Origin of the sequence: Pseudomonas sp. NUPR-001, assembly GCF_052147955.1 — a bacterium.
Taxonomy (GTDB): Bacteria; Pseudomonadota; Gammaproteobacteria; order Pseudomonadales; family Pseudomonadaceae; genus Aquipseudomonas.
Genome location: NZ_CP197353.1, coordinates 3969457 through 3995035, shown reverse-complemented (window position 1 = coordinate 3995035; position 25579 = coordinate 3969457). Strand labels below are relative to the sequence as shown.

The following is a 25579-nucleotide window of genomic DNA, read 5'->3' as shown; positions in this document are numbered from 1 at the left end:
TGAATGAATTACTGAATAGGCAACCTGCGGACGGGGCGGACGCGGAGCTCGCCGAGCTTGCCGCCGCCGCCCTGAATGCCATCACCGAAGTCCACGTCGAACGCGTCGTAGGCGGAGCGCTGCGAAGACGACCATAGCCAGTACCAGTCTTTGTAGCCGATGTTCATCCAGGCTTCGTAGAGCTCGGCAATGGCTGGGAGGTAGAAGTCAGTGTGGCCTTCAGCGTTGTGTGCGGCCGCTGCTTTCGCAGCCGGGTAGGCGCCGCGCTCGAGCAGAGCCAGGGTGTTGGCCTGGCCGTCGGTCAAGCTGGTTGCTGGCGATTCATCGCCATAGGGGCCCCACTCGAAGCGGCCCAGCTCGTCACCCAGGATCAGGTGGTAGGCCTCTTGGCCATTACGCGCCGGCATGACTCCGGCGTAGATGCCGCCTTGGCCTGGCCAGATTTCGCCGATGGCTGGCGGGATCAGTTTTTGTTCTGCGTTCATTGGGTGTTCCTGCGTTGGTTGTCATCCCAAAGCACCCGGATCACCAGGCGCTTCAGTGATGCTTTCCCGCCCAGGCCTGCTACTGGCAGCCACCTGGGCGTCAATCTCGATGTCAAAGAACGTTGGTTCCAGTCGGTCCCGCTTTCCGGGGCTGGGAGATCACTTCGCTGATCCCGTGCTATCTGGCGGCTTCACCAGTCGTGTGGCGGGCCTCTTGAGGCCCTGTGCAGGACCTGGTAGGTCGCTGCGTGAGATAAATATGTACCAATGGTTCACAGCGGTCAAGTACCAAAAGTACATAATTTTCTCGCGCCCACAAAAAAGCCCGCACGGAGCGGGCTGGCGGATGTAGGATTGGTGAAGGTCTACAGACCGCTAGGAGGCGTCATGGAGAAGAAAGACAATAGATCTGGCATTGTAATAATCGACAGCTCACCCGGGTGTGAAGCGAGATTCAGGCGCATCCTTGAGCTGGTGAAAGCGGGAGATATGGAGGCTGCCAAGACCATCTATGATGAGTCTAAACGGCTGCGCGCGCTTCAAGTTGAATCTAATGAAGAGGCGTGCGCGGATCCCGGATCGGAAACTCATACATGTGGGTTGCATCGCTCCAGCCGGACAGAGGATGAAGGTAGGTAGGATCAAGCTCTACGGAAAAAGCTGGGGAGTCATCAGGCGCCCACTCGAATACCGCTAAGGCCTTCCCATCGATCAACGCAAGGTCAACCCTAGACTCAAAGGTCTTTTCTCCGACGTAGACATAGATAAACAAAACCCCGTCTGCTGACCTATCCATTCTGTCCCCATGCAAGCTCAATGGCTTTATTTGTGCAGCCTATCCATAAACCAGTCCTTCACGAAGGACAGGCCAAATATCGCAAAGAACGAAACGATGTAGAGGGCGAAATAGGCAAGCTCTGCCCAGCTTCCGTGCTGGCGATGAAGCCATCCATCCAGCCACCAGACAACAACTGCAAGGGCGCCGAAAACCAGAAACGCGAGCGTCCAGGCGTGCTTTTCATGCGCGTCGTAAACCTTTTTCTCGGCTGGGGTCATTGCTTCCGCTCCTCACTTGCTGCGTCATGTGTATTTTCTCTCTTACACCTTTGGGCTTGGTCAGGACGCGGCTACAGAACCCCGCCACGCCAGATCACGCGACCAAGAATTCGGTGCTCATGGATTTCTCCATCAGGAATCTTGAGGTCCGCATACAAGGCCTTGTCCGGGTTATCACTTCGGACTATCCAGCCTTCCAGGTCGGAGAAGATCAATCGCTTGACGATGGCCCCCTTGTTTTCACTGAACAGTGCGAAAACTTGACCATCCACCGGATCTAATCGTGACTCATCGACCAAGAGCACGTCCCGATCATTGATGGTCGGCTCCATGCTTGACCCCTGGGCGTAGATGACTTTTAGGTTTTTGGGGTTGAGCCCCATATACCTGATCCACTCACGCTTAAAGGCCAGTGTTCCGCGGATTTCAACGTGCTCATTGGCGTGCCCTGGGCCGGCAGATAAAAGCGCGGAGTACTGCTTGATGTGAACATAAGCGTCCTCAGCGTCATCCTCGGTCGGAAATGCGGGGATCTCTGCAGGCTGCGGAGATAACGGTCGAGATTCTGGAGCGGGCCCTTCTTTCATTTCACCACGACCATACTCCAGCCACTCAACGCGGACCTTTAGAGCTGATGCCAGAGCAAGCATCTTGGCACCACCCGGCATAGATTCACCGTTGAGCCACTTGCTGCTGGCTTTGGGTGTGACCCCGGCAAGCTTCGCCAGGCGCGCACCAGCGCCCCACGACGGCATGTCGTTGGCGGACAGAGCAACCTTCAAGCGCGCCGCGAAGGCCGCTCGTATTTCTTCTATATGAACCATAGGTTCAATATCGCATGCGCTTGCATGTACTTTCAGTTCCGACATAATATGTACTGACAGTTCACATTTTCGTTGGAGTCCCCTATGCAGGAGCTCAAGAAGGCAATCGATGATGCAGGCGGGGTCACCGCAGTAGCTCTCGCTTGCGGGAAAACGCCGCGCGCCGTCTACAAGTGGCTCACCGCTGGTTGCCTCCCGCGCACCGAATACACCGGCGAGACCAGCTACGCCGAAAAGATCGCAGCACTGGCCAAGGCCAATGGCAAGCCGTTCAAGGCTCCGCGCCTTTTGGCTGTCACCGCGCCAACCAAGACCGCCGCCTAACCAATTCCAACCGCAAGGAGCAGTAAAGCTATGAGCGACTTATCACGACCCAATCACAAACACACCAACCAGACAAAGGTGTTGCTGGACGACGAATTTGAAGAGCTTCTTCGCTGCGCTGCGCGTGTTCAGCGCACGCCAAAGGCGGTCCTTGCACGCGAAGTCCTGAAGTCCTGGCTGCTCGATGCTGTTGGCAATTCTACCCGCGACAGCCGGGCAGCCTGAAGCCGAACCGTAAGGACTCAGTAGGGACCGATCAGGGACCGGAGGGCATATGCCAGATGAACGAAATGGTATGGCGCTTGTGGATCTTCTGGATGGCGAGGATCTGGAACTGTTGAAGGCGGAGGCAGCGCGAAGGGGGATGACCCCGGAAGAGCTGGCGAAGCTTGGAATGCAGCAGGAACTGACCAGACGAACCAGGCCAAGAGCCATGAGCGGAACCATACAAGCGTTTCGCAGAAGAGAGTAATCCCGGATTCCGGGCACAAAAAAACCACCGGGCATGGTGGCTTTTTCGACAGCAGTTCAACGAGAGAAATCATGACAAACATCATCCAAATTGACAAGTCCAGGGGGTTTACCCGTATGGACAACCAGCTGATGGATGGCTTGATGGCCATCGACTTGCCTGGTCGTGAACTCAAGGTTGCATTGTTCATCGCCAAGGCCACGATCAACTTCCAAGCGGGCGCCGTACGAATCAAGGCCACCGATGTGGCCAAGGCCACAAACCTACACCCTGATGTCGCATCGAGGGCTATCAGTCACCTGTTGAAGCGTCGAGTGATTCACCGCGTAGGCGGTGCGCGGGGCGATATCAGCATTTGCGACCCGAAAGAGTGGGTTTATTTCGAATGTCCGACTCGGACCAACCTGTCCGAGTCGGACAAAGTGGTGCGAATCGGATCTACCGCGAGTCGGACCAAAACCGACGACTCCCTTCTTTATTCTAAGAAACAAACCCCCTTAGTAACTCTTCCTTCGGAAGAGATTACTTCCTCCCCAGAGCAACTGGCACCGGCCAAGCCTGATCGCAAAGCTCCGTTCGGGATGACCCAGTTGCTGGCTGACAATCCTCACCAGGTGCCTGAGCAACTGTTGGCCGACTGGCTGGCCCAGCGCAAAGCCAAGCGCGCAGCAGTGACCGAAACAGTTTGGTCAACCGTAAACGCCGAGCTGTCCAAGTGCGCCGCCCAAGGCGTCGATGCCTCCACCGCGATAACCGAAGCGCTGACCGCTGGCTGGCAAGGATTCAAGGCGTCCTGGGTGATCAAGCGCCTGAACGATTCAAACCCTCCTGCTGCGCTGCCATCTCGCCACACTGGTTTCAATGATCGCGACTACCACGCTGGCCTGATTGAGCGGGAGGACGGTTCCTATGCGTTCTGAGCCAATCCCACCGAGTAATGAATTGCCGCCGGGTACGCGCGTTCAGCCCGCTGAATGTGGAACCCACGGTGCCTACGATCAGAGAGTAACTTTGGTGCTGGGTCGAGAGTTCAAGGCTGGGTGCCCGGAATGCTCCCGCATCGCCCGTGAGCAGCGTGAAGAGCAGGAACGCCAGACGGAAATAGCTCTTGTCCGCCAGGCCATGGAGCGCAAGCTGGGCGCCGCGCTGATCCCGAAGCGCTTTGCCGCCAAGACATTCGCAACGTACCGCGCCGATGGCGCCGGGCAGGCAAAGGCCCTGGCCAAGTGCAAGGCCTACGCGGACAGTTTCCCTGATCACCTCAAGGCGGGTCGCTGCATGTTGCTGTTGGGCAAGCCCGGCACCGGAAAAACGCATCTGTCCGTAGCGATCGCTAACGCCATCATGTCTACCAGTTCGGCGACAGCGGTGTATCGCACCATCGGCACGGTTCTGCAGGCCATCCGTGCCACCTACGATCGCGCCAGTGAGCAGACCGAGGCGCAGATCTTCTCCAGCTTGATCGAGCCTTCCCTGTTGGTTCTCGACGAGATCGGTGCGTCGAAGGAGAAGCCAAGCGACTTCGAACTGTCGACCTTGTTCTCGATCATCAACGGCCGGTACGAGCAGCAGCTGCCGACCATCATCGTGTCGAACCTCGGCGCCCAGGAGCTGCCAGCGGCTATCGGCGAGCGCTGTGCGGATCGTCTGCGCGAGGGTGGGGTAATCGTTCTCCCGTTCACTTGGGAATCGCAGCGCGGCAAGGAGGGCTTCTAATGGCTGATCTCATGCTCCGTACTGAGCAAGACCGAACCAGATTGATCGGATACTTGGCCGGACTTGACCTGGCCAAGCCGCGCAAGATCGCGATCACCGAAGTCCGCAACAAGCGTAGCGACGCCCAAAACCGTCTGCTGTGGATGTGGAATGGCTTGATCCAGGCGCACCTGCGCGATTCGTTCGGGCAAACCGCCAGCTCGGAAGAGTGGCACGAGATCTTGGTGGCCAAACTCTGGCCCGCCGAGGTTCACCCCGTCGAGCTTCCAGACGGCACCCGGTACCGCGTTGGCCGTGCCAAGACCCGCAAGTTCAACACCCAGCAGATGACCACTTACCTTGAGCTTCTGGACGCCTACTGTGCCGAGCACCTGCAGTTGCTCCTGCCGCACCCAGATGACCTGATGATGGCGATCTACGGCGAGCGCCGAGGGAGGGCGGCATGAGAGTAGTCAGCCAGAAACTGCGCGACTCCGCGCGCGGCCAAACCTGCACGTTGCGCCTTAACGGCTGCAGCCACGATGACGGCACCGTTGTTCTCGCGCACATCCCATGTGGCCAGAAAGGCATGGGAATGAAAGGCCCGGACATGATTGCCTGCTTCGCCTGCGACAACTGTCACTCGATCATCGACGGCCGACGCCGCGGGGAATACACCGATGCCGATCTGCTCCGCGCACTGGCGGAAACCCAGCTTATTTGGATCAAACAGGGCCTCATGAGGGTCCCGGGAGTTGCCGCATGAATGCCAACGATTATCCACTCATGCTTCTGCTTGCCATGGTCGTCTGTTCCGGCTACTGCCTTTTCCGTGGTTACGTCTGCGCCCAGAAGCGCAAGCGCCTGGAGGGCGGTGAGTGAGTAAGCCTGAAGAGCTACTGGCTTCTCACCTGAAGTTTCACAAGGTAGAGGCCTACACAGAGTACCGCTTTGGCGCTATCGCGGCAGGAGGACCTGGCAAGGGGCTTCGTGACCGACTCGCGAAAGCAGGTCTGCGAGATTGGAGGTTCGATTTTGCCTTCCCGGCCGAGATGGTGGCGGTCGAGGTCGAGGGCGGCGCCTGGACTGGTGGCCGACACACCACCGGAGCCGGGTTCAGCGAAGACCTCAAGAAATACGACGCTGCTATGCGACTGGGCTGGAACGTGTACCGCTGCGACCCTGGCATGGTGAAGTCGGGCCGGGCCATTGAAACGATTTTGATGTTGCTGAAGCTCAGCAAAGGGGAGGCATCATGACCTACGACGCAGAAGAACTCCTCACTCAGTGGGGGCGCTGGGTGTGGCAGGGGGCTGGAGTTCCCGGCTTTGGGATATCCCCTTTGTACGCCATCATGCGGGACAACGTTGAGCAGCCGACGGCGAACCTTCCGGCGGCAATCACTGATGATGAGGCGCTACTAGTTGACCGGGCTGTAGCGTCACTATGGCAGAGATACCCAAAGACTGCCGATTGCTTGCGGGTCTATTACTGCACTGGCATGACCATGCAGGCGGTGGGTAACCTGCTCGATTTACCACGATTGAAAGTCCGAGAGCTGTTGATCGCTGGAAGAACATACATCGAGGCATGTCTCGATATGAAAATGGCTGCGTGATCGGTTGACGTGTTAACACGATAGTGGCAGTATCGCGTCATATTGCGGTTTTACCGTTTCAAACAAGCCCGGCCATTGAGTCGGGCTTTTTTGTGCCCTTATTTCCTGGTGCTGCTCCCGGCAACACTTGCCCGCTATTCCGGGCCTTTTATTCCCCTGGAGTCCATATGGAGCCGACCACTACTGCGGCAGGCGCACTGCTGGCCAAGTACAGCGTTGCCCTGGCGGCTTTCATTGGTGCGATTCTCTCGCTGGGGTTCCTCAAGGGCCTAACCAGGGGCCAGGCAGCAACGGCTGTTCTGACTGGATTCTTCTTCTCGACCTACCTGACGCAGCCAGTATCTGCGTACTTGGCGAAAAGCCTTGAGCTGGAGATGAATGACTACCTCCTGTGCGGGGTGGCCTTCCTACTTGGCCTGACGGCCATGAACATCATTCCAGGGATCAAGGCAGCGCTTGGGCAATTCATCGCCTCGCGAGGCCCGACAGCATGATCAACTCAGTCCTGATGGCCGCTGATGCGCTTCTGTGCATTCTGGTGGTTCTTGCCGCGCTTGAGTATCTGCGTGCAGTGAACTTCGTCGACCACCCGGTTCTCGCGACCTCGTTCTACCTGGTCGCGATCGGGGCGTTCGGGCTGCTCATCAATCTGATGCGTGGGGCGCCCGCTGACCCATGGTCGGTTTTGATGCACACCGGGGTGGTGATGTATGCCTGGGCCCGACGCCAGTACATCTTCGAATACGACTGGCAGTGGAATGGCCAAGAGCGTCGTCGCAGGGGGTAGTCATGCCACAGGTAACCGCAGAAGAGACGTTCGAACTGGCAAAGCGCGGACTGATCTGGCGAGTTAGTCATGCCTGGGAGATGGCTGCCGCCGCTACATTCCACTTTGGCTTCATCATAGGCGAGCGCGACATGATCGCGCTGTCCCGTGAGTATTTCACGATGAGCACGGCGCTGAAGGTCGAGCTGTTTCAGGCAACCTGGACCGGCGGGGCTCCGGCAAAGACGATCAATCGTCGCCTTGAGTTCAAAGACCTTACACCACCAGTTCAGTGGTACCAAGGCGTTACGCCCGGAACCCTGGGTGCAGCTATTACCGGCTTCGAAGTCGAAAGCACCAGTTCGAACCGTGTAGGCAAGGATGGTGACAAAGAGCCGTTCATTCACACCGCTATGACCTCATACGTCTTAAAAGTGACGAATACAGGCTCAGGCAATCAGCCGTTCATGTTTGCGGCTGACTTCCGAATCAAGAATCCCCAAGAGTACTAAAGATGACCAAATATGAAGTCAAGACTGCAGATGGGGTGATCCATCGCATCGAGGCCTCGACCCATGTGCTGGATTCGAACGGCCTGACCCTGTACGTCGACGGCGGCAAAGCGGTTGCGATCTTCGCCAAGTTCGAATGGATGCGCGAAGCTGCTACGGAAACATCTGTTGCGGTCCAGCCTGAAGCTCCTGCTGATTCCGGCGCTGGCGAGGTAGTCACTCCTGTGGCGGGTGGGGAGTAAGCAGTGACCGAGAAGCAGGCGCCAGACTGGGAGCGGATTGAGCAACTGTACCGTGCCGGCTTGCTTTCAGTGCGCGAGATCGCTACAGCTCATGGCATCACCCATGGTGCAATCAACAAGCGCGCAAAGCGTGATGGGTGGGTCCGCGACCTCAAGGCAAAGATCAAAGCCAAGGCTGATGCACTGGTATCCAAAAGTTTGGTATCCACTGAGGTATCCAAAGAACAGCTGGCTACCGAACGAGCTACGGTTGAGGCAAGCGCTCAGGTCATCGCCAACATCCGCATTGCCCACCGGAGCGACATTGGCCGGTACCGCAACCTCGCCAACAAGATGCTGGAAGAGCTGGAAGGGCTTACGGACAACCGCGACCTCTTCGACCAACTGGGTGAGCTACTGCACTCACCAGACGACAACGGCCTCGACAAGCTGAACGACCTCTATCAGAAGGTCATCAGCCTTCCGAGTCGGACCAAGACCCTGAAAGACCTCGGCGACACCCTCAAAGTGCTGATCGCCCTGGAGCGCCAGGCCTACAGCATCGACGACGAACAGCCGGTCGATGACCGCAGCAAGATGACGGAAGAAGAACTTGATCGCCGAATCGCCAAGCTCTCGGGTGTTGCTGGCTGACAAGCTGGAACTACTCGCACTGCTTGAGGAAAAGGCGCGCCGCAATGCGCAGCGTCAGCACCTTCTGCAGTTTGGGACGCTTTACGACTGGCAGCTCAAGTACGTCCGAGCTACCGCAAGTCACCGCTCATGCATGCTCATGGCGGCCAACCGGGTGGGCAAGACCCGAACCGGGCTGACCATCGACGCCATCCATCTGCTGGGTGATTACCCGGATGACTGGGAAGGCCACCAGTTCGAGCACGCGCCGCTGTGTTGGTTGCTGGGTTACTCGATGGAGAAGACCCGCGACCTGCTGCAGAAACCTCTGTTCGGCACGCTGGAGCAGGGTAAGTGGACTGGCGGCCTTATACCGGCTGACCGGATTGTCGGCCACCTTTCGGCCACCGGCACATCTGGGGCGATGCGCGAGGTAAGGGTCAGGCACAGCAGTGGTGATATCGCCACAGTGCAGTTCTGGTCTTACAGCCAGGGTCAGCATGCGATCATGGGCGACAGCGTCGACTGGTACCACATCGACGAAGAGCCAGAAGACAAAGAGATCTACCCGCAGGTCATCACGCGGACAGCAACTGGTGACCGGGGCAGGGGCGGCAGGGGCATCCTGACCTTCACCCCTGAAAACGGTCGTACCGAACTGGTCGTCAAGTTTATGGATGACCCAGCTGACGGCCAGTACATGCAGCGCGCCACCTGGGATGACGCGCCGCACCTCAATGAAGAAACCAAGCGCGAACTGTTGGCGGCCTATCCGGCCTGGCAGCGCGACATGCGAACAAAGGGCGAACCATTGCTCGGTACCGGTCTGATCTTCGACTTCGGCGACGACGACATCAAGTGCGCGCCGTTTGAGTGCCCAGCTCACTATCGCGTCATCAACGGCATGGACTTCGGCTGGGATCACCCGCAAGCGCACGTGCAGCTGTGGATTGATCCAGAGGCTGACGTCATCTATGTGGCGCAGGCCTGGAAGAAGTCCAGGGTAACGCCGGTTACCGCCTGGGGCTCGGTCAAGAGCTGGTCGCAGCATGTTCCAACGGCATGGCCAAGCGATGGCCTGCAGTCGGAGAAATCATCGGGCGAGCAGCAGCGCGCTGCGTACGTCGATGCAGGCTGGCAGATGCTGGCCGAGCACGCGACATGGCCTGGTGGCGGTGTAGGCGTAGAGGCCGGACTGGTCGAGATGTACGAACGCATGACCACCGGGCGATGGAAGGTGTTCAGCCACTTGAGCGACTTCTTTGAAGAAAAGATGAGCTATCACCGCGATGAGATGGGGCGGATCGTCAAGCTGAACGACGACATCCTGTCTGCCGCGCGCTACGCCTACATGATGCGGCGCTTCGCCCGTCAAAGATTCCAGTGCAAGCCCGCAGAGAATGGCGTGCACCAATCCCACTACGACCCATTTAACTCCTGAGGAACACGCCATGGGCGGAGCAGCCAAGGCAGTAGCGAATGTGGCCACACTTGGCCTGGCCGGCAAAGTGCTTGGCGACTCCTTCGAGGCACCAAAGACCGGCACCACCACCGCCGACCAGATTGACACCAACGACGTGTCCAATGAATCCGCGCAAGGCTTGGCAGAGGATAAGCGCCGTCGCGCCAAGGCGGCCGGCCTGTCGTCAACGATCCTTGGTGGCGCAAATGCCCAGGCCGCGCCGACTGCAACCAAGACGCTGCTGGGGCAATAACGATGACTGACACCCTGCGTCAGAGGGCCGAGAAGCGGCTCGGCATGCTCAAGAATGAGCGCACGTCGTGGGAGACGAACTGGCGCGAGCTGTCCGAATTTATCCAACCGATGCGATCCCGCCTGCTGTGTGACCAGCAGGCCAACAAGGGCGACCGCCGCAACAGCAAGATCATCAACAACGAGGCGACCGAGGATAGCGGCGCCCTGGCCGCCGGCATGATGTCGGGCCTTACGTCTCGATCGCGTCCTTGGTTCAACCTGGTTGTGCAAGACAAGGAGGCGATGGAGTTCGGCCCGGTCAAAGACTGGCTGTTCGAAGCCTCGGAGCGCATGCGTGACGTTCTGCTGCGCTCCAACTATTACAACTGCCAGCACGTTTCCTATCTGGAAATGGGCGTGTTCGGCACTGGCGCAATCTGGATCGATGCCGACCTGAAGACTGGCATTCGCTGTGAAGTGTTCACGGCGGGTGAGTACTACGTCGCCAATGGCTCGGACGGTAAATGCAACAGCTTCTACCGCGAGTTCAAACTGACCGCCGCACAGATGGCGGAGCGGTTCGGCAAGGACAATCTGAGCGTACAGGCGCAGAACGCACTCAAGGAATCACGGCAAGACCAATGGTTCGACTGCGTGCAGATGGTCGAGCCGAATGCCGACCACGTGCCGGGCTCGAAGGTCAGCAAGCTGCTGCCCTACGTTGGCCTGGTGTGGGAGAAGGCATCACCGCCCGACAAGGTGCTCGAACACAAGGGCTACCATGAATTTCCGGTCGCGGTAATGCGCTGGGACGCACTGCCGGGTGATTGCTACGGAACTGGCCCGGGCCGTCGTTGCCTTGGCGACATCAAAGCCCTGCAGCTATACGAGCGCAACTCGGCGCGACTGGTTGAAACAGGCGCTAACCCTGCCATGCAGGCCCCGGCAGCCTTGCGCGGACAGCCAAGCTCTACAACACCAGGTTCGATCACATACGTTGATCAGGTTGGCGGCCAGAACCAGATGTCGCCGATCTACGAGCCCAGCGCACAGTGGCTGGCAGCCATCGAAGCGAAGATCGCCCAGTGCTCGACCCGCATTCGGCGCTCGTTCTACACCGACCTGTTCCTGATGATCAGCCAGATGGACGATGTCCGGACGGCTACAGAGATCAACGCTCGGCGTGAAGAGAAGATGTCCATGCTTGGGCCGGTGGTTGAGCGCGTTGACTACGAAGGCCTGGACCCGATCATCGAGCGCGTATTCGGCATCATGCTGCGCCAGTCGCTGCCGATCTGGGCGGGCATCATCGACGGCGAGCCCTTGCTGCCGCTGCCGCCAGAAGAGATCACCGACACGGTGGTCGAGGCTGATTACATCTCGATCCTGGCCCAGGCGCAGAAAGCCTCTGCTGTCACCGGCTTGGAGCGCATCGCCTCTACCATCGGCAACCTGTCTGCCGCGTTCCCAGAGGTCCGCGACAAGTTCGACGCCGACCAATGGGTAGATGAATACGGCGAAGCCATTGGTGTGGTTCCGACGGTCATTCGCGGCGACGAAGAGGTCGCAGCTATCCGCGAGCAGCGCGCCAAGCAGCAACAACAAGCAGAGGCCCAGCAGGCCCTGGCCAGTGGCGTGCAGGCCGCCAAACTCCTGTCTGAAACCCAGGTCACGGGCGACAACGCGCTCGGCCAGATTCTCGGAGCGTAAATGTTCGACGAAGACGAGATCTCGCAGCAGCGGGAGGAGGCGGAGCGCCTGAAACAAAGGTGCAGGCGCGATGACATTCAGTGGCTCATGGGTGACCAGCGTGGTCGCCGCATTGCCTGGAAGCAGCTTGTGGATTCGCGCTTTGAGTCCCGCTCAACCCTATTCGATACCCACGGCGGCCGACAGAACTACTACCTCGGCATGTATGAGGTAGGCCGCCAGTTTTCAGACGAAATCCGAGACCTGTGCCCCGAGCAGTACCTGCTCATGGTGCGGGAGAACACCCCTAAAACCGATGAGGTTGCCCCATGACCGATGCAGTCGATACCGCCACCACTACCGCAAGCGGGACCGAGAGTGCGACGTCTCAGGCCGTGACCACCGAGCAGCAGACCGCTGCAACGGATCAAGGCCAGCAGCAAGCCCAGCAACAACAGCAAGAGCAGGCCGCAAAGCCTGTAGTTCCTGAAGCCTACGCCTTCTCCAACCTGCCCGAAGGCTACTCCATCAGCGAAGAGCAGCTGGCGGCATTCTCGCCAGTGCTGAAGGAACTGGGCCTGACCCAGGAACAGGCCGACAAGCTCGTTGCATTCGACGCCCAGCGTGCCCTGGCGGCCAATGAAGCCAGCCAGCAGCAGGCCGTCGATTTCCGCAACAAGCAGGTCGGCGAGTGGGAAACCGCTCTGCGCAGCGACGCCTCGTTTGGCGGTGCCAACTTCGACGCAAACGTCGCCATCGCTAAGCAGGCCTTGGCTGACTACGGAACGCCAGAGCTCACCACGATGCTTGCGGAATCTGGCCTTGGCTCACACCCGGAAGTCGTTCGCTTCTTCCACAAGGTCGGCCAGCAATTGGCCGAGGGCAAGCTGCATCGCACCACCACCGAAGTCCCAAAACCTGAAATATCCATCGTTGACGCCTTCCGGTAAGGCCAAGGAGTAGCACGTGGCAATTCTCACCTCGACCATGCCGACCCTGATCGACAAGTTCAGTCGTCAGGACAGCACCCAGAAGATCATGAAGATCGTGGAGCTGATGGCAAAACAAAATGACATCCTCATGGATGCCGAGTACATGGAGTGCAACGACGGCTCCAAGCACAAGACCACTATGCGCTCGGGCATCCCAGAGCCAACCTGGCGGATGTTCAACCAAGGCATCCAGCCGAGCAAATCGACCACCGTTCCAGTGCTGGACACTACTGGCATGATGGAAGACTACGGTCTGGTAGACAAAGCTTTGGCCGACCTCAGTGGTAACGCCGATGCCTTCCGCGCCTCTGAGAACCTGGGCAAGCTCCAGGGCTTCAACAACAAAGCCGCCCGCTACATGTTCTACGGCAATAGCCAGGCGGAGCCTCAGGCGTTCCTCGGTCTCGCGCCGCGCTACAACTCGCTGGCGGCTGAATCGGGCCGGAACATCGTCGACTCTGGCGGTACCGGCTCTACCAACACATCGATCTGGTTCGTGACCTGGGGCGAGCTGACCACCCACCTGATCTACCCGAAAGGCAGCGTTGCCGGTTTCCAGCACCGCAACCTCGGTGAGGACACCGTGAAGGATGATGTCGGCGGCGAGTTCCAGGCTTACCGCGACCACTTCAAGTGGGATATCGGCATGTCCGTTCGCGACTGGCGCGCCAACGCTCGCGTGGCAAACATCGACGTCAACCTACTGACCTCCGATGCCGCATCGGGTGCGAAGCTGATCGAGCAGATGATCAAGGCCTACTACCTGCTGGAAAACCCGATGCAGGGCGAAGGCAAGACCGTGATCTACGCCAACCGCACCATCCAGACTTTCCTGCATCTGCAGGCCATGAACTCGAAGAACGTCAACCTGACGCTCGGCGAGTACGCCGGCCGCAAGATCCCCGAACTGCTCGGCATCCCGATCAAGCGTTGCGACGAGTTGATCAATACCGAAGCTCGCGTCGTTTAAAGGAGAACGAACCATGCTCTTCGACAAAAAGTTGCTCATGTCGAACGCCCAGGCAATCACCGCCTCGGCTGCTTCGACCGACGTTATCGATCGCGGAGACCAAAAAGATGTTGGTCGCGCCGGTGACATTCCTCTGTGCATCCAGGTGGTCGAGGCTTTCAACACCCTGACCAGCTTGACTATCGAGCTTCAGGCTGATGACAACTCGGGGTTCAGTTCGCCGCGCAGTTTGTTCTCTGTGGTTGTGCCTCTGGCTGACCTGAAAATCGGTTACCAAACCCCAGTAATCACCCTGCCGCAGAAAACCGAGCGCTACCTGCGCCTTAACTACACCGTGACCGGCACTGCTCCAACCCTGGGCAAGATCACCGCTGGCGTTGTTGCAGGGGTGCAGACCAATGCCTAAGACCTATGAAGTGCTGGAGCGCTCGTTTATCAACGGACAGCTCTATGAAAAGGGCTATCGCGTTGTTCTGGAAATCGACAATCCAGGTAGCAATCTGAAACTGGTCGGCGGCGATGAGTCTGGTGGTGATGAGAAAGAATCCATCATTGCCGAACTGTTGACCTACGGCGTCGAAGTCGACAAGCGATCAGGCCTGGACAAGCTCCGCGCCAAGCTTGCCGAAGTCAAAGGCGGGTAACACCTGCACCACCTCAAGGGCCCTTCGGGGCCCTTTTTCTTTTCTGGGATGACCTCATGAGCTCCGTAATCGGCATTTGCAACATGGCGCTGTACCGGATCGGGAACAGCACGCGCATCGATGACCTGTCTGAGGCAAGCGTCGAGGCCGAGGTGCTGGGCCAGTTCTACGAGAACTGCCGCGATTATGTGCTGCGCGCCGATTGCGACTGGGGCTTTGCCACTGCGTTTGCGCAGCTGGCCGAAGTTGAAACCAATCCCAACCCAGAATTTTCCTATGCGTATGCGGTGCCGAATGACTGCATCCGTGTGCGCCGCATCGTGAATACCGCGTGGCAACAGGGGGTATGGCCTTGTGATCCGCAATCGCCGCTACCCGAAATTCGGAACATCAAGTTCCGCATCATCAACGGCGGCAGTCAGCGCCTGATCAGTACAAGCGTTTCGCCGGCAACCATTGAGTACACCGTCAAGGTCGAGTCGCCTGAGATGTTTGATCCGATCTTCGTCTCGGCTCTGTCGTGGTACCTGGCTGCGCAGGTTGCAGCGCCGCTGTCCAAGAGCGATGCCATCGTTGAGAAATGCGCGGGCATGTACAAGGCCGAGATCTTGGCGGCGGCTGCAGCAGCGCTGAATGAAGGGGTTGCGACCTATCCGCGTGAATCGGTGTTTATCACGGGGCGCGGCGCATGACCGATCTCATTCAGCCGTCGTTCAGCGCTGGTGAAGTTTCCCCTGCAACCTATGCCCGGGTTGATCTTGGGCGTTACTACACGGCGCTCAAGACCTGCCGCAACTACCAGGTTCTTCCTGAGGGTGGGGCGCAGAACCGCGCAGGAACAAAATTCATCGCAGAAACCAAGAACAGTGCCAGCACTGCACGCCTGATCCCGTTCCAGTTCTCGACCGAGCAGACGTACATTCTGGAGTTCGGCGACCTGTATATTCGCTTCATCAGCATGGGCGGCCAGGTAATCAGTGGCGGCCTGCCTTATGAGATCGCATCTCCGTACACCTCTGCTCAGTTGTTCGATTTGAAGTTCACCCAGTCGGCCGACGTGATGACCATCGTTCATCAGGATCACCCCCCGCGTGAGCTGGCACGACTGGCGCCGACAAACTGGACGCTGACGGCAATTACCTTCGAGCCCGGCATTGCAGCGCCAGCTGGACTTGCTGCCTCGCCGCGATCTGGGGGCACCGGCGACACGACCGAATACCAGTACAAGGTAACGGCGGTCAGTAGCATATCCACGGGCTCGGTCGAGTCCTGGGCCAGTAATACCGCGACAGTCAACAGCTGGGACAACAAGCCAGGCGCAACCCTGAGCTGGACTGCAGTTTCTGGGGCAGACCACTACAACGTGTACAAGAACAAGTCTTCCGGGGTGTTCGGCTTCATCGGACAGTCAGTCGGCACCACATTCAACGACATCAACATCACCCCGGAAACCGACAACACGGTACCGATCGGGTACAACCCGTTTACCGGTGGAAACAACCCTTCGGTGGTCGGCTTCTTCCAGCAGCGCATGGTGCTCGCTGCCAGCAAGAACAACCCGCAGACCGTATGGATGAGCCGCACCGGTGACTTCCATAACTTCGGCTACTCCGATCCAGCCAAGGACGACGACGGCATCGAGTTCATCATTGCCAGTGAACAGGTCAATCAGATCAGGCACCTGGTGTCGCTGCGTGATCTGCTGGCAATGACCTCTGGCGCAGAAATCGCCATTTCTGGCGGTACCGACTCCGGCGTGACCAAGGACAATATTTCAGCCATTGAGCAGAGTTACTTCGGCTCGAGCAACGTGACTCCAGCGATCTACGCGAACACCGCGCTCTATGTTCAGGCTCGCGGTGGGAAGCTCTCGACCCTGGCATTCAACTACGTGGCTGACGGCTTCCAGCCGCAAGATGTGAGCGTTCTGTCATCGCACCTGCTGCGCGGCTACACCGTCCGCGATATGGCATTCAGCCTGGCGCCAAACGGTATTCTGTGGATGGTCCGCAACGACGGGATGCTGTTGGGTTTCACCTTCCTGCCAGATCAGCAGGTCTACGCCTGGCACTGGCATGACACCGATGGTCAGGTCGAGTCGGTGGCAAGCGTCCCAGAAGACGATGAGGACGCCGTCTACCTGATCGTCAAGCGATCCATCAATGGCGTCACGAAACGCTACATCGAGCGCCTGCAGAGCCGACAGCTCAAAAAATCAGGCAGCGGTGACTACTGGTTTGACCGGGCATTCTTCGTGGACTGCGGCCTGACCTATGATGGTCGTCGCACCGGAACAGCTGTTTTGACGGGTGGAACAGACTGGAAATACCCGAACCCACTGACTCTATCCACGAGTGCAGCAACGTTTGATGTCGGCATGATAGGCCGTAGCGTGGTCATGTACGGCGGCGGCACTGAGAAATCAATCGGTGATCTGTTGACCGTCAAGATCACTGGCTACACGTCACCAACTGCCGTTACCGTCGAGCCGCAGACCTTGGTTCCAGAGAGTTTGCGCGGGGTGAGCGCGACCCGCTGGGGAATTGCGGCAACCACCATTTCTGGCCTTGCCCACCTCGAAGGCAAGACCGTCAGCGCGCTAGGAGACGGTAACGTTGCGCCTCAGATGGTTGTCACCGGCGGAGCTGTCACGTTGGACGGCCCGGCATTGGTGGTGCATGTCGGCCTTCAGATCACGGCTGACTTCGAAACACTGGACATTACTCTTTCCAGCCAGCAGGCCTTCTTGGCTAACCAGAAGCGCGTCAATCAACTGACTGTGCTTTGCCAGGAAAGCCGGGGCATCTTCGCTGGTCCTGATCTCGACCACCTAAAAGAATACAAGCAGCGCTCCACAGAGAACTATGGCGAGTCCATTGAGCTGTTGACTGGACGCGCAGAAATGGTGATTCCGGCCAACTGGAACAACAACGGCCGCGTGGTGATCCGCCAGAGTGACCCGCTTCCACTGACCATTCTGGGGATCATGCCGAATGTTCATGCCGGTGGATGAATATCTGATTGCCCAGGCCGTGGCCAATGCGCGGCAGGAAGACCGCCGCGAGTTCGAATGCCTGCGCGGGCTTACCGTCGAGCAGGAGCTGCGCCACTCGCTGGGTATCAGCGAGAAGGCCCAGGCTTTCGTTATGGGTGGCCGTGTGGTGGCGATCTTCGGTGAAATCAAGCACGACGACCGGGTCGGTGTGCCGTGGCTCATCAGCACCACCGAGATCGCCAAGTATCGACGCGCATTCCTGGTGGCATGTGACCGCGAGGTCGCACAGATGCGCAAGCGCCACCAGGTGCTGATCAATTACACCGACGCTCGCTATGCCAAGGCCCTGCGCTGGCTTCGCTGGCTCGGCTTCGAAATGCACGACGCCATCCCCTACGGGGCCAGTGGCGAGTTGTTCCATCCAATGACATTGAGGGGGTTCTGATGGGTGCAGCAGCAGGCGCAGGCCTGGCGGCAGGTGGCGGCCTGCTGAATGCCTATTCGCAGATCCAGCAGGGGAAAGAGGGCGTTCGCGCCGCCAATCGTCAGCAGCGCTACTTGGACGATCAGGCGCGCGACGTGATCGCGCAAGGAGATTTCGCCGCAGACTTGGCAAACGAGCAGGGCAGGCAAACTGCCGCCAGTCAGCGCACCGGATACGCCGCCAATGGAGTGGTCGTGGGTGAGGGCACTGCTGGTAGGGTTGAGCAGGACACCATTGATCTTGCGCGCCAGGACGCAGACCAACTACGCCGCAACGCCTTCAATCAAGCCATGGGGCTTGTCGATCAGGGCAACGAGGGCATCAAGCAGGCGAAGGCAGACTTCCGCACCCGCCGCCTTAACGCCTTCGGCTCGCTGCTGTCCGGCGGCGGTCAGGCCTACAACATGTACAGCAGGTAACTAGCATGGCAGTCCGAATTCCACCGACTCAGCTGCGCCGGGTGGCGCCAGAGGTTGCTGCAGCGCCGCGCGTGACTGAGGCATCTGTCGATGCATCAGGCCTGGCTCGTGGCGTATCGAGCCTGGCCGCAAACCTGGATGACGTGTACCGCCGCGAGGTTCAGGAGGCCGAACAGACATTTGCCATCGATACCGACAGCAAAGCCACGCAGCAAGCCAACGCGCTCACCTTTAACCCTGATACTGGCATTCTCGCCAAGAAGGGCGGCAACGCGCTCGGCAGCACTGCCGCTGGCCTGAAGGAATGGGACACCTATGCCCAAGGCGTGCTGGACAATGCGAGCACGCCTAAGCAGCGCCAGATCGCTGGCCGCATCCTGGCCGGCCAGCGCAGCCAGCTTGAAAACCGTTGGTCTTCGCACGAGTTTCAGGAGCAGCAGGTCTACAAGAACGGCGTAGACGCTGGCGCCATTGCGACCGCGCAGAACGATGCAGCCCTGAAGTTCAACGATCCGGCTGCTATCGACCAGTCACGGCTGAAGATCGACGGAATCCTTGAGCTGCAAGGGCGGCGCAATGGCTGGTCGCCAGAACTGCTGGCCGCGAATCGCCAGAAGGCAAGCAGCAACATGTACACCGACATCCTTCGTCGGCAGGCGGCCCAAGACCCGTACAAGGCGCAGGCAGCGCTCAAGCAGTATCAGCAGTACCTTACGGCCGACGACCTGACCCAGATCGGCAGCTCCATTGACGGCAAAGTCGAGCGCCTGCAGCAGAAGGCTGAAATGGCGCAACTGCGCGCGGAAGCTCGCGGCGACCGGGTCCTGGGCAAGATCAATACCCAAATCGCCAGCGGCATTCCGGCCACCGATGAGACGTGGTCCAACTGGGGGCGGCAGGTGCAGGGCACGCCGGCTGCTGCAGAGTTCAACGAGCTCCGCAAGCAGGAAGTGGCGACTCAGCAGGTTCTTCGGCAGCCTATCGACCAGCAGGCCGCCTACGTCAACAAACTACAAGCCGATCTGCAGAATAATGGTGGCACCGTTGCCCAGGCCAGCAACCTGAACAGGCTGCAGCGCGCTGTTGAAAACAACGCAAAGATGATGGCCGAAGCCCCGTTGGACTACTACCAGCAGAAGCTTGGCGCAAACATCGAGCCTCTTGATCTGAATTCTGAGGCCCTGCCAGCCGTTCTGTCGGATCGTGTCTCGGCAATTCAGGGTATGCGGAAGCAATTCGGGCCAACTGTTGCGCTGAAACCGCTTCTCCCCCAGGAAGCCAAGGCGCTATCAGCCCAGCTTGAGCAGATGAGCCCTGATCAGCAGTCCCAGCTATTTGGGAAGCTGCATGCAGCCATGGGCGATGACCAGGCATACGTCGGCGCTATGCAGCAGATCGCGCCTGATTCTCCCGTTCGGGCGCTAAGCGGTGTCCTGGCCGGAAAGCAGCGCTCGCTGACCACCGGAACGCACTGGTTCCGCCCCGATGAGGTGGTGAGCAGTGGCGACGTGGCCAAGACCATGGTCTTGGGCGAATCGATCCTGAACAAGTCCAAGGCTCAGAAAGGCCAAGACGGCGGCGGCAAGTTTCCGATCCCAAAGCAGGCCGACTTCGATCTGGCACTGGGCAAGCAGCTTGGCACTGTGTTTGCCGGTCAACCGCAGTCGTACTCTCTGGCCGCACAGGCCGTGAAGTCCTATTACACCGGGGCTGCGGCCGAAGCGGGTGACGTATCGGGCGAGGTGAATAACGCGCTGATGAAGAGGGCCATCAAGGCCACCGTGGGTGACGTTGTTGACTTCAACGGTTCGTCCACGGTGGCGCCATGGGGGATGCCGGGCGACACCTTTAAAAACGCAGCCCAGCAAGCACTTGTGCAAACGATGAAGGCCCAGGGCATGAGCGATCAGGACCTGGCAACGGCAAGCGCGCTGACCCTGCGCCAGGCCCGTGACGGCGTCTACTACGTAATGCAGGGTAACCAGTACAAGTACGGCGTCGATGGAAAACCGCTGATGCTCAACGTGAATGGGGGTGGCCAGTGAGCTTTGTCACCGACCTATCGTTCAACGATCAGCTGGCCCTGGAGCAGGATGCGCTGGCCAATCCTGCTTTGACCCCGCCGGAGCCGAAGTTCTGGGATGGATCTGGTACCGCTCTATTCAGCGGTATCGCTCAGGGCGCCACCCAGTTGGCCCTGCAGGCGGCCCAATACGGCAACGACCCGGACCAGGCCATCCTGTTCGAAGTGCCAACCGATGAAGAAGAGATCGCAAGGCGCGCCGCCATTGGCCAGCAGCGCCTGGCGGTGACCGAGCGCCTGCGCCCGGACGCCCAAACCAACGGCACAGCCGCGCAGATCCTCTTCGGTCTTGGCGATGTCGGTACCCGCTTCGCGTTCGGCGCTGCTTCTGGCGGCCTGCCGGTTGCCGCCGGCGGCGTAGGCCTCTCCATGGGTGAGCAGCGTTTCAGTGAGTTGCGTGGGGAGGGCGTAGATCCCAAGACCGCGGCGCTTGCAGGCGCGATCGAGGGCGGTACCTTGGCTGCCGGTGCATTCCTGCCGGCGGCCCGCCTGCTGGCCCAGCCGGTTGCAGACCTTGCCGCAACGGCTGGCGCCAACGTTGCGCTTGGTGCCGTGGCTCGCGGGGGTGTTGGCCAGGTGCTGGAGAGCAACGGCTACACCCAGCAGGCCCAGCAGTATAGGGCGCTGGATGCCCAGGCCATGGCTATCGACGGCCTGCTCGGTGGCGCTTTCTGGGGGCTTGGCCGGGCCATGTCGGGCGCTCCAGCAGCATCACCTGAAACCGTCGACGCCGCCTTGGCTGGCAACAATGGGCTGCACGCCCAGCACGGTACGGCACCTGGGGCGCCGGTCAACGCCCGGTCGAGCGCTGCACACCAGAATGCCCTGGACCTTGCGCTCGAGCAGATGAGCCGTGGCGAACCGGTCAACGTCACCGGCCTCATGGACGATACCGCTTTCATCCGCTCCAACCGCGTCGGCCCCGAGGAAGCGGTGGTGCGTGATCAGGCGCAGCAAGAGGTGTTCGCCACTGCCAGGGCCGAGCTTGAGCCAGTGGCGGCAGTAGGCCTACCCAACGTCCGCGACATTCGTGCCGAAGTGACCGGCCTACGCCGCAGCCTTAACGAACTGGACCAGGCGCACGAAGCAGCTGGCAACACCTACCGGCAGGCTGCCAAGGAATTCCAGCAGCAGCGCATGACCCGCAAGCAGGCCGAGCGGGCGGCCCGTGACAGTATTGCCCAGCAGCGGCAGGCCATCGACGAGCAGCGTGTTTATACCCAAGCTCGCATCGATGAGTTGAATCAGCAGCTGGAAGGCAACCGTGCCGCCGAGCGCGCCCGGTCCGAGCTGGCCGCCATGGATCGAGGCGAAACCCCGGCACGACTGCAAAAACAGGTGGATCAACGCGCCGAGCAGATCGGCAGCGCCTTCAAGCGCTCCGCCCTGGCCAGCAGCGTGGCACCGGATCACGGCATGGCCCTAAACCGCCTGGCAGCCGAGGACATCCAGCGCATGCTGCGCGAGAGCGGCCAGCTGATCGAAGAGCCCGCGCCAGCAGTCGAGCCGCGCACGCCAGTAAGCGATTCCGCTCCCACAGGTGAAGTCCAGCAACCACGGGGGCCGCAGGCCAATCAGCAGGCTGAAACCAGTGGTTCCGCTCCCACAGCACCTGAAACAGTATCGGCCCAAGCCGAAACACCTGGCGCCGAAAGCGTAACGCCGGCAGCGGAAAGCGTTGCAGGCCTCCCTGGTTCGACTCCCATTGACGGAATCGACCCAGCATTGCCGGCGCTGCTCGACGCAGTAGCCGCGGGCGAACGTGACCTGCAGGTGCCTACTGGCGCCATCAACGAGGACGGCACACCGGTGACCGTCTCCGCTCGTGAACTCCTGGCCGAGGCTGACGCCGAAATCGCCCAGGCTGCCAACGACTCCAAAGGCTTCCTTGCTGCCGCCCTGTGCGCGCTGAGGTTCGGTAACTGATGAAACAGCAATGTATCCAGGCGGTTCAGCAGGCCATCGGCCGTTCACTCACCCAGGAACAAATCAAGGACATTGAAGGCCGAATCAGCCGCAACATGCGCCAACTTGCCCAGGCAGACCCGCAGGCTTGGCAGATGAAGACTTCGTCGGATCGGCTGACTGAAGCCGCCAATGCCGCTGCCAAGGAGCTGCAGGCCGAGGCCGCCAAGAAGAAGCAGCGGGTTGCGCTGACCATCCTGGCGCATGACCGGGTGCAGAACGTCATGGCCCAGTTCCCCGATGATCCCCTCAAGGGCCTGGATCGCCTGCTGGCCTTCGCCTCGGACTATCCCGGCATCATGTCGATCGAGTCGTCCAGCCGCGCGATCCGGGATGAAGCCATGTCATCCATGCTCGAAGCCATCGATATGACGCGTGGCAAGCTCCTCGGTCTCTTCGCGGACGAGGCAAAGGCCCGGGCCCTGGTGCAGGAACTGCACGGCCAGGACAGCGGTGTGCCAGAGGCGAAGGTCGGGGCCAAGCAATTCGCCGATGTTGCCAATCGCCTGCGTGAGCGCTTCAACCGCGCCGGCGGCGATGTCGGCTACCTCGATGACTGGGCGATCCCACGCAGCCACAGCCAACTGAAAGTGGCCAGGGCCAAAGATCAGTGGATTGCCGACCATGTGCAGTGGGCGAACCGATCCAAGTACTTCAAGGCCGATGGCACCCGGATGAACGACGCCGAGCTGGCTGACTTCTTCACCAACGCCTGGGAGACGGTGGCCACCGGTGGCGTGAACAAGCTGGAGCCTGGCCGGGCCATGGGCAACGGCGCCCGCGCCAATCGCGGCAGCGAGTCGCGCCAGATCCATTACCGCGATGCCGACGCCTACCTTGCGGCCCAGGCCAAGTACGGTGACAAAGGCCTGATGGACCTGATGTTCGGGCACATCGACCGAGCCGCCCGCGACATCGCGCTGATCGAGGCAATGGGGCCAAACCCCAACCACGCCATGCGGTACCACACCGATACGGCCGCCAAGCAGATGACTCAGGCCAAGCCCGAGGAAAAGGCCAAGATCGATAAGCGCGTGAAGCGCCTGGAGCAGCTGTATACCGAGGTGGCTGGTACCCGTGAGCCACCGGCATCGGCCGCGCTGGCCAGCGCCTTCGACACCTACCGCGCCACCAACGTGGCGGGCAAGCTGGGTTCGGCAGTGATCACCGGGCTCAGCGACCAGGGGACGCTGGCGCTGGTTGCCAAGATGAACGGCATGCCCGTAATGAAGGTGCTGGGTAACGAGCTGCGCATGCTCAACCCGGCCAACGCCAGCCACCGGCGCCTGGCCATGCGCGCCGGCCTGGGCATCGATCAACTGATCGGCAGCTTGGCGCGCTGGGGTGAGGAAGGGCTTGGCACCGATGCAGAGATTGCAGGCCGCGCTGCAAAGTGGTCGCAAGCTGCCGCCACCAAGGTCATGCAGCTCTCCGGCATGAATGCCATCGACGCCGGCAACCGCCGGGCCTTCGGGGCCACCATGATGGATGTCACTGGCGACCTCACGCGCCGGTTCGATTCCATGGCAGCCCTGGAAGAGGGCGACCGCAAGCTGATGCAACAGCGCGGCATCACTGATCAGGATTGGTCGGTATGGCGCCTGGCCAAGCCGGAAGACTGGCGCGGCGCGGGTGACCAGGTGCTGACCCCGGGAAGCATCTACGGCATTTCAGATGCCGACCTGACGCCACTGGCTAAGCAGGCTGGGGTTTCGCCTACGCGCCTGCGGGAGCAGGCCGCCACCCGCCTACTGGGAATGGTGCTGGACGAAACAAACATGGCGATCCCGGCGCCTGGCGCCCGTGAGCGAGCTTTCATGCACGGCAACAACCAGCGTGGCACCTGGAGCGGCGAAATCATGCGAAGCTTCTGGCAGTTCAAGTCGTTCCCGGTGTCGATGATCATGAAGCATTGGCGGCGTGCAATGTCTCAGGAAACTGGGTGGGGCAAGGCTGGGTACGGTGCAGCTCTGTTCGCCACCGCAACAGTACTTGGCGCCATTGCTACCCAAGTCAACGAGATCGCATCGGGTCGCGACCCCAAGAACATGCTGGACGACGAACTGGGCGGTGTGCCAGGTTTGCGCTTCGGGCTGGCCTCGATGCTCAAGGGGGGCGCGCTTTCGCTGTACGGCGACTTCCTCTTCTCCAACACCACGCAAGGCGGGACTTCGGCGCTTGCGGCATTTGGCGGCCCACTGGCCGGCGACCTTGAAACGCTCCTAAACCTGCGTGGGATTACTGCCGATGCAGCTTTGGGAGATCGCGACGCTGATGTGATCGGCGCTCGCCTGATCCAACTCGGCAAAGGCCACCTGCCTGGGGCGAACCTCTGGTACACCAAGGCGGCCACCGATCACATGATCTTCCACCAGCTGCAGGAATACTTCTCGCCGGGGTACCTGAACCGCATGCAGCGCCGTGCACAGCGTGAGTTCGGCCAAGGCTATTGGTGGGAGCCAGGGGAAATGAGCCCAGCCAGGTCGCCAGACTTAGGGGCTGCCGCTGGACATTAATCAGGTATCGCTGGGGTATCGAACGTACTCATGGCATGCCGAGCTAGTCCAGTACCCAATTGTGTTCTTTCGCATCGTAACTTTTTGGATGATTCCTTGAGTGTCGGTGAGCAGGTCCAGTTGGCACTCCGTGTTTATGTCGCCACCGCTGAGTTGCTGGGTGTAGGCCTGATTGCCGCTGAATGTCGTGGCTGCCGAGCCAGGCACATACACGTTTCTCGAACTGGACCAGTAATTGATGGTGTTGCCATCGGCAAGTTTGTAGCTGTTGGTCGGTGCGCTGTTCGCAATAACGAACTGGTCTAGCGGCAGGCCTTCGTACCTGACCAGCTCATTAACGGTGGCCTGATCGCTCACGCAGCCGCTAATCATAGCCAGTGCCGCTGCGGTGATAACTACCTTCATGTGAGTTTCCTTGTGACTAGGCTGCGAACTTTGGTCGAAGGCTAGACGCAAGCTAACTTCCAGCGCAATCCCAGTTCGCCAAATTTCGCCAGCGAAGGCACAAAACAAGCCCTGC

The 25579-nt window shown here is 59.9% G+C and carries 33 protein-coding genes; 29 read left to right on the top strand and 4 right to left on the bottom strand.

Features of this window, described 5'->3' with window-relative positions; all coding sequences use genetic code 11:
* Window positions 1–8 precede the first annotated feature (8 nt).
* The 3 genes from ACP6KB_RS18145 to ACP6KB_RS18135 form a co-directional block, all read right to left on the bottom strand.
* On the bottom strand, window positions 9–485 hold the full coding sequence (locus ACP6KB_RS18145; protein ID WP_442108720.1) for a DUF1566 domain-containing protein: 477 nt from the start codon (window positions 483–485) through the stop codon (window positions 9–11).
* 822 nt (window positions 486–1307) lie between these two features.
* Complete coding sequence (locus ACP6KB_RS18140) at window positions 1308–1541, bottom strand: hypothetical protein (RefSeq protein WP_442108719.1); 234 nt, start codon at window positions 1539–1541, stop codon at window positions 1308–1310.
* Between the two features lie 71 nt (window positions 1542–1612).
* Window positions 1613–2410, bottom strand: a complete 798-nt coding sequence (locus ACP6KB_RS18135; protein ID WP_442108718.1) for a S24 family peptidase — start codon at window positions 2408–2410, stop codon at window positions 1613–1615.
* Window positions 2411–2449: 39 nt separating this feature from the next.
* Between ACP6KB_RS18135 and ACP6KB_RS18130 the strand changes: the two genes are divergently transcribed.
* The 29 genes from ACP6KB_RS18130 to ACP6KB_RS17990 all read left to right on the top strand — a co-directional run bounded on the left by ACP6KB_RS18130 (window position 2450) and on the right by ACP6KB_RS17990 (window position 25059).
* Complete coding sequence (locus tag ACP6KB_RS18130; RefSeq protein WP_442108717.1) at window positions 2450–2689, top strand: carph-isopro domain-containing protein; 240 nt, start codon at window positions 2450–2452, stop codon at window positions 2687–2689.
* Between the two features lie 30 nt (window positions 2690–2719).
* Window positions 2720–2914: a hypothetical protein gene (locus ACP6KB_RS18125; protein WP_442108716.1), complete on the top strand. Its 195-nt coding sequence runs from the start codon at window positions 2720–2722 to the stop codon at window positions 2912–2914.
* 49 nt (window positions 2915–2963) lie between these two features.
* Window positions 2964–3161, top strand: coding sequence for a hypothetical protein (locus ACP6KB_RS18120; protein ID WP_442108715.1), 198 nt, complete (start codon window positions 2964–2966; stop codon window positions 3159–3161).
* A gap of 71 nt (window positions 3162–3232) precedes the next feature.
* Window positions 3233–4081, top strand: coding sequence for a replication protein (locus ACP6KB_RS18115; RefSeq protein ID WP_442108714.1), 849 nt, complete (start codon window positions 3233–3235; stop codon window positions 4079–4081).
* Entirely contained in the window at window positions 4071–4877 is an 807-nt protein-coding gene (locus ACP6KB_RS18110; protein ID WP_442108713.1) for an ATP-binding protein, read from the top strand. The genes ACP6KB_RS18115 and ACP6KB_RS18110 overlap by 11 nt, the downstream gene beginning before the upstream one ends.
* Entirely contained in the window at window positions 4877–5323 is a 447-nt protein-coding gene (locus ACP6KB_RS18105; protein WP_442108712.1) for a recombination protein NinB, read from the top strand. Before ACP6KB_RS18110 ends, ACP6KB_RS18105 begins: the two co-directional genes overlap by 1 nt.
* Window positions 5320–5622, top strand: a complete 303-nt coding sequence (locus ACP6KB_RS18100) for a nuclease domain-containing protein (RefSeq protein WP_442108711.1) — start codon at window positions 5320–5322, stop codon at window positions 5620–5622. The genes ACP6KB_RS18105 and ACP6KB_RS18100 overlap by 4 nt, the downstream gene beginning before the upstream one ends.
* Window positions 5623–5734: 112 nt before the next feature.
* Window positions 5735–6115 carry a hypothetical protein gene (locus ACP6KB_RS18095; protein WP_442108710.1) on the top strand — a complete coding sequence of 127 codons (381 nt, stop codon included), beginning with the start codon at window positions 5735–5737 and terminating at the stop codon, window positions 6113–6115.
* Window positions 6112–6474, top strand: coding sequence for an antiterminator Q family protein (locus ACP6KB_RS18090; RefSeq protein WP_442108709.1), 363 nt, complete (start codon window positions 6112–6114; stop codon window positions 6472–6474). Before ACP6KB_RS18095 ends, ACP6KB_RS18090 begins: the two co-directional genes overlap by 4 nt.
* 167 nt (window positions 6475–6641) lie before the next feature.
* On the top strand, window positions 6642–6968 hold the full coding sequence (locus ACP6KB_RS18085; RefSeq protein ID WP_442108708.1) for a peptidase M48, Ste24p: 327 nt from the start codon (window positions 6642–6644) through the stop codon (window positions 6966–6968).
* Entirely contained in the window at window positions 6965–7261 is a 297-nt protein-coding gene (locus tag ACP6KB_RS18080; RefSeq protein WP_442108707.1) for a hypothetical protein, read from the top strand. The genes ACP6KB_RS18085 and ACP6KB_RS18080 overlap by 4 nt, the downstream gene beginning before the upstream one ends.
* Before the next feature lie 2 nt (window positions 7262–7263).
* Window positions 7264–7752 carry a hypothetical protein gene (locus ACP6KB_RS18075; protein WP_442108706.1) on the top strand — a complete coding sequence of 163 codons (489 nt, stop codon included), beginning with the start codon at window positions 7264–7266 and terminating at the stop codon, window positions 7750–7752.
* A gap of 2 nt (window positions 7753–7754) precedes the next feature.
* Window positions 7755–7994, top strand: coding sequence for a hypothetical protein (locus ACP6KB_RS18070; protein ID WP_442108705.1), 240 nt, complete (start codon window positions 7755–7757; stop codon window positions 7992–7994).
* 3 nt (window positions 7995–7997) lie between these two features.
* Complete coding sequence (locus ACP6KB_RS18065; RefSeq protein WP_442108704.1) at window positions 7998–8627, top strand: hypothetical protein; 630 nt, start codon at window positions 7998–8000, stop codon at window positions 8625–8627.
* Window positions 8587–10047 carry a phage terminase large subunit family protein gene (locus ACP6KB_RS18060; RefSeq protein WP_442108703.1) on the top strand — a complete coding sequence of 487 codons (1461 nt, stop codon included), beginning with the start codon at window positions 8587–8589 and terminating at the stop codon, window positions 10045–10047. The genes ACP6KB_RS18065 and ACP6KB_RS18060 overlap by 41 nt, the downstream gene beginning before the upstream one ends.
* A 10-nt stretch (window positions 10048–10057) precedes the next feature.
* A complete protein-coding gene (locus ACP6KB_RS18055; protein WP_442108702.1) occupies window positions 10058–10321 on the top strand; it encodes a hypothetical protein in 264 nt (87 codons plus the stop codon).
* A gap of 2 nt (window positions 10322–10323) precedes the next feature.
* Window positions 10324–12012 carry a portal protein gene (locus ACP6KB_RS18050; RefSeq protein WP_442108701.1) on the top strand — a complete coding sequence of 563 codons (1689 nt, stop codon included), beginning with the start codon at window positions 10324–10326 and terminating at the stop codon, window positions 12010–12012.
* Window positions 12013–12324: a hypothetical protein gene (locus ACP6KB_RS18045; protein WP_442108700.1), complete on the top strand. Its 312-nt coding sequence runs from the start codon at window positions 12013–12015 to the stop codon at window positions 12322–12324.
* Window positions 12321–12941 (top strand): hypothetical protein, encoded by a 621-nt coding sequence (locus tag ACP6KB_RS18040; RefSeq protein ID WP_442108699.1) that lies wholly within the window; start codon window positions 12321–12323, stop codon window positions 12939–12941. The genes ACP6KB_RS18045 and ACP6KB_RS18040 overlap by 4 nt, the downstream gene beginning before the upstream one ends.
* A gap of 16 nt (window positions 12942–12957) precedes the next feature.
* Window positions 12958–13953 (top strand): major capsid protein, encoded by a 996-nt coding sequence (locus ACP6KB_RS18035; protein ID WP_442108698.1) that lies wholly within the window; start codon window positions 12958–12960, stop codon window positions 13951–13953.
* 13 nt (window positions 13954–13966) lie between these two features.
* Window positions 13967–14359, top strand: a complete 393-nt coding sequence (locus ACP6KB_RS18030; protein ID WP_442108697.1) for a Bbp16 family capsid cement protein — start codon at window positions 13967–13969, stop codon at window positions 14357–14359.
* Complete coding sequence (locus ACP6KB_RS18025) at window positions 14352–14597, top strand: hypothetical protein (RefSeq protein WP_442108696.1); 246 nt, start codon at window positions 14352–14354, stop codon at window positions 14595–14597. Before ACP6KB_RS18030 ends, ACP6KB_RS18025 begins: the two co-directional genes overlap by 8 nt.
* 56 nt (window positions 14598–14653) lie before the next feature.
* Complete coding sequence (locus ACP6KB_RS18020; RefSeq protein ID WP_442108695.1) at window positions 14654–15289, top strand: hypothetical protein; 636 nt, start codon at window positions 14654–14656, stop codon at window positions 15287–15289.
* On the top strand, window positions 15286–17610 hold the full coding sequence (locus tag ACP6KB_RS18015) for a hypothetical protein (protein ID WP_442108694.1): 2325 nt from the start codon (window positions 15286–15288) through the stop codon (window positions 17608–17610). Before ACP6KB_RS18020 ends, ACP6KB_RS18015 begins: the two co-directional genes overlap by 4 nt.
* Window positions 17591–18037 carry a hypothetical protein gene (locus ACP6KB_RS18010; RefSeq protein ID WP_442108693.1) on the top strand — a complete coding sequence of 149 codons (447 nt, stop codon included), beginning with the start codon at window positions 17591–17593 and terminating at the stop codon, window positions 18035–18037. The genes ACP6KB_RS18015 and ACP6KB_RS18010 overlap by 20 nt, the downstream gene beginning before the upstream one ends.
* A complete protein-coding gene (locus ACP6KB_RS18005) occupies window positions 18037–18495 on the top strand; it encodes a hypothetical protein (RefSeq protein WP_442108692.1) in 459 nt (152 codons plus the stop codon). Before ACP6KB_RS18010 ends, ACP6KB_RS18005 begins: the two co-directional genes overlap by 1 nt.
* A gap of 41 nt (window positions 18496–18536) precedes the next feature.
* Window positions 18537–20540 carry a hypothetical protein gene (locus ACP6KB_RS18000; protein ID WP_442108691.1) on the top strand — a complete coding sequence of 668 codons (2004 nt, stop codon included), beginning with the start codon at window positions 18537–18539 and terminating at the stop codon, window positions 20538–20540.
* Entirely contained in the window at window positions 20537–22504 is a 1968-nt protein-coding gene (locus ACP6KB_RS17995; RefSeq protein ID WP_442108690.1) for a hypothetical protein, read from the top strand. Before ACP6KB_RS18000 ends, ACP6KB_RS17995 begins: the two co-directional genes overlap by 4 nt.
* Entirely contained in the window at window positions 22504–25059 is a 2556-nt protein-coding gene (locus ACP6KB_RS17990; protein ID WP_442108689.1) for a hypothetical protein, read from the top strand. The genes ACP6KB_RS17995 and ACP6KB_RS17990 overlap by 1 nt, the downstream gene beginning before the upstream one ends.
* Here ACP6KB_RS17990 and ACP6KB_RS17985 read toward each other — a convergent pair whose 3' ends face one another.
* Window positions 25060–25464, bottom strand: a complete 405-nt coding sequence (locus ACP6KB_RS17985; RefSeq protein ID WP_442108688.1) for a hypothetical protein — start codon at window positions 25462–25464, stop codon at window positions 25060–25062. It abuts the gene before it with no gap.
* Between the last annotated feature and the right edge of the window lie 115 nt (window positions 25465–25579).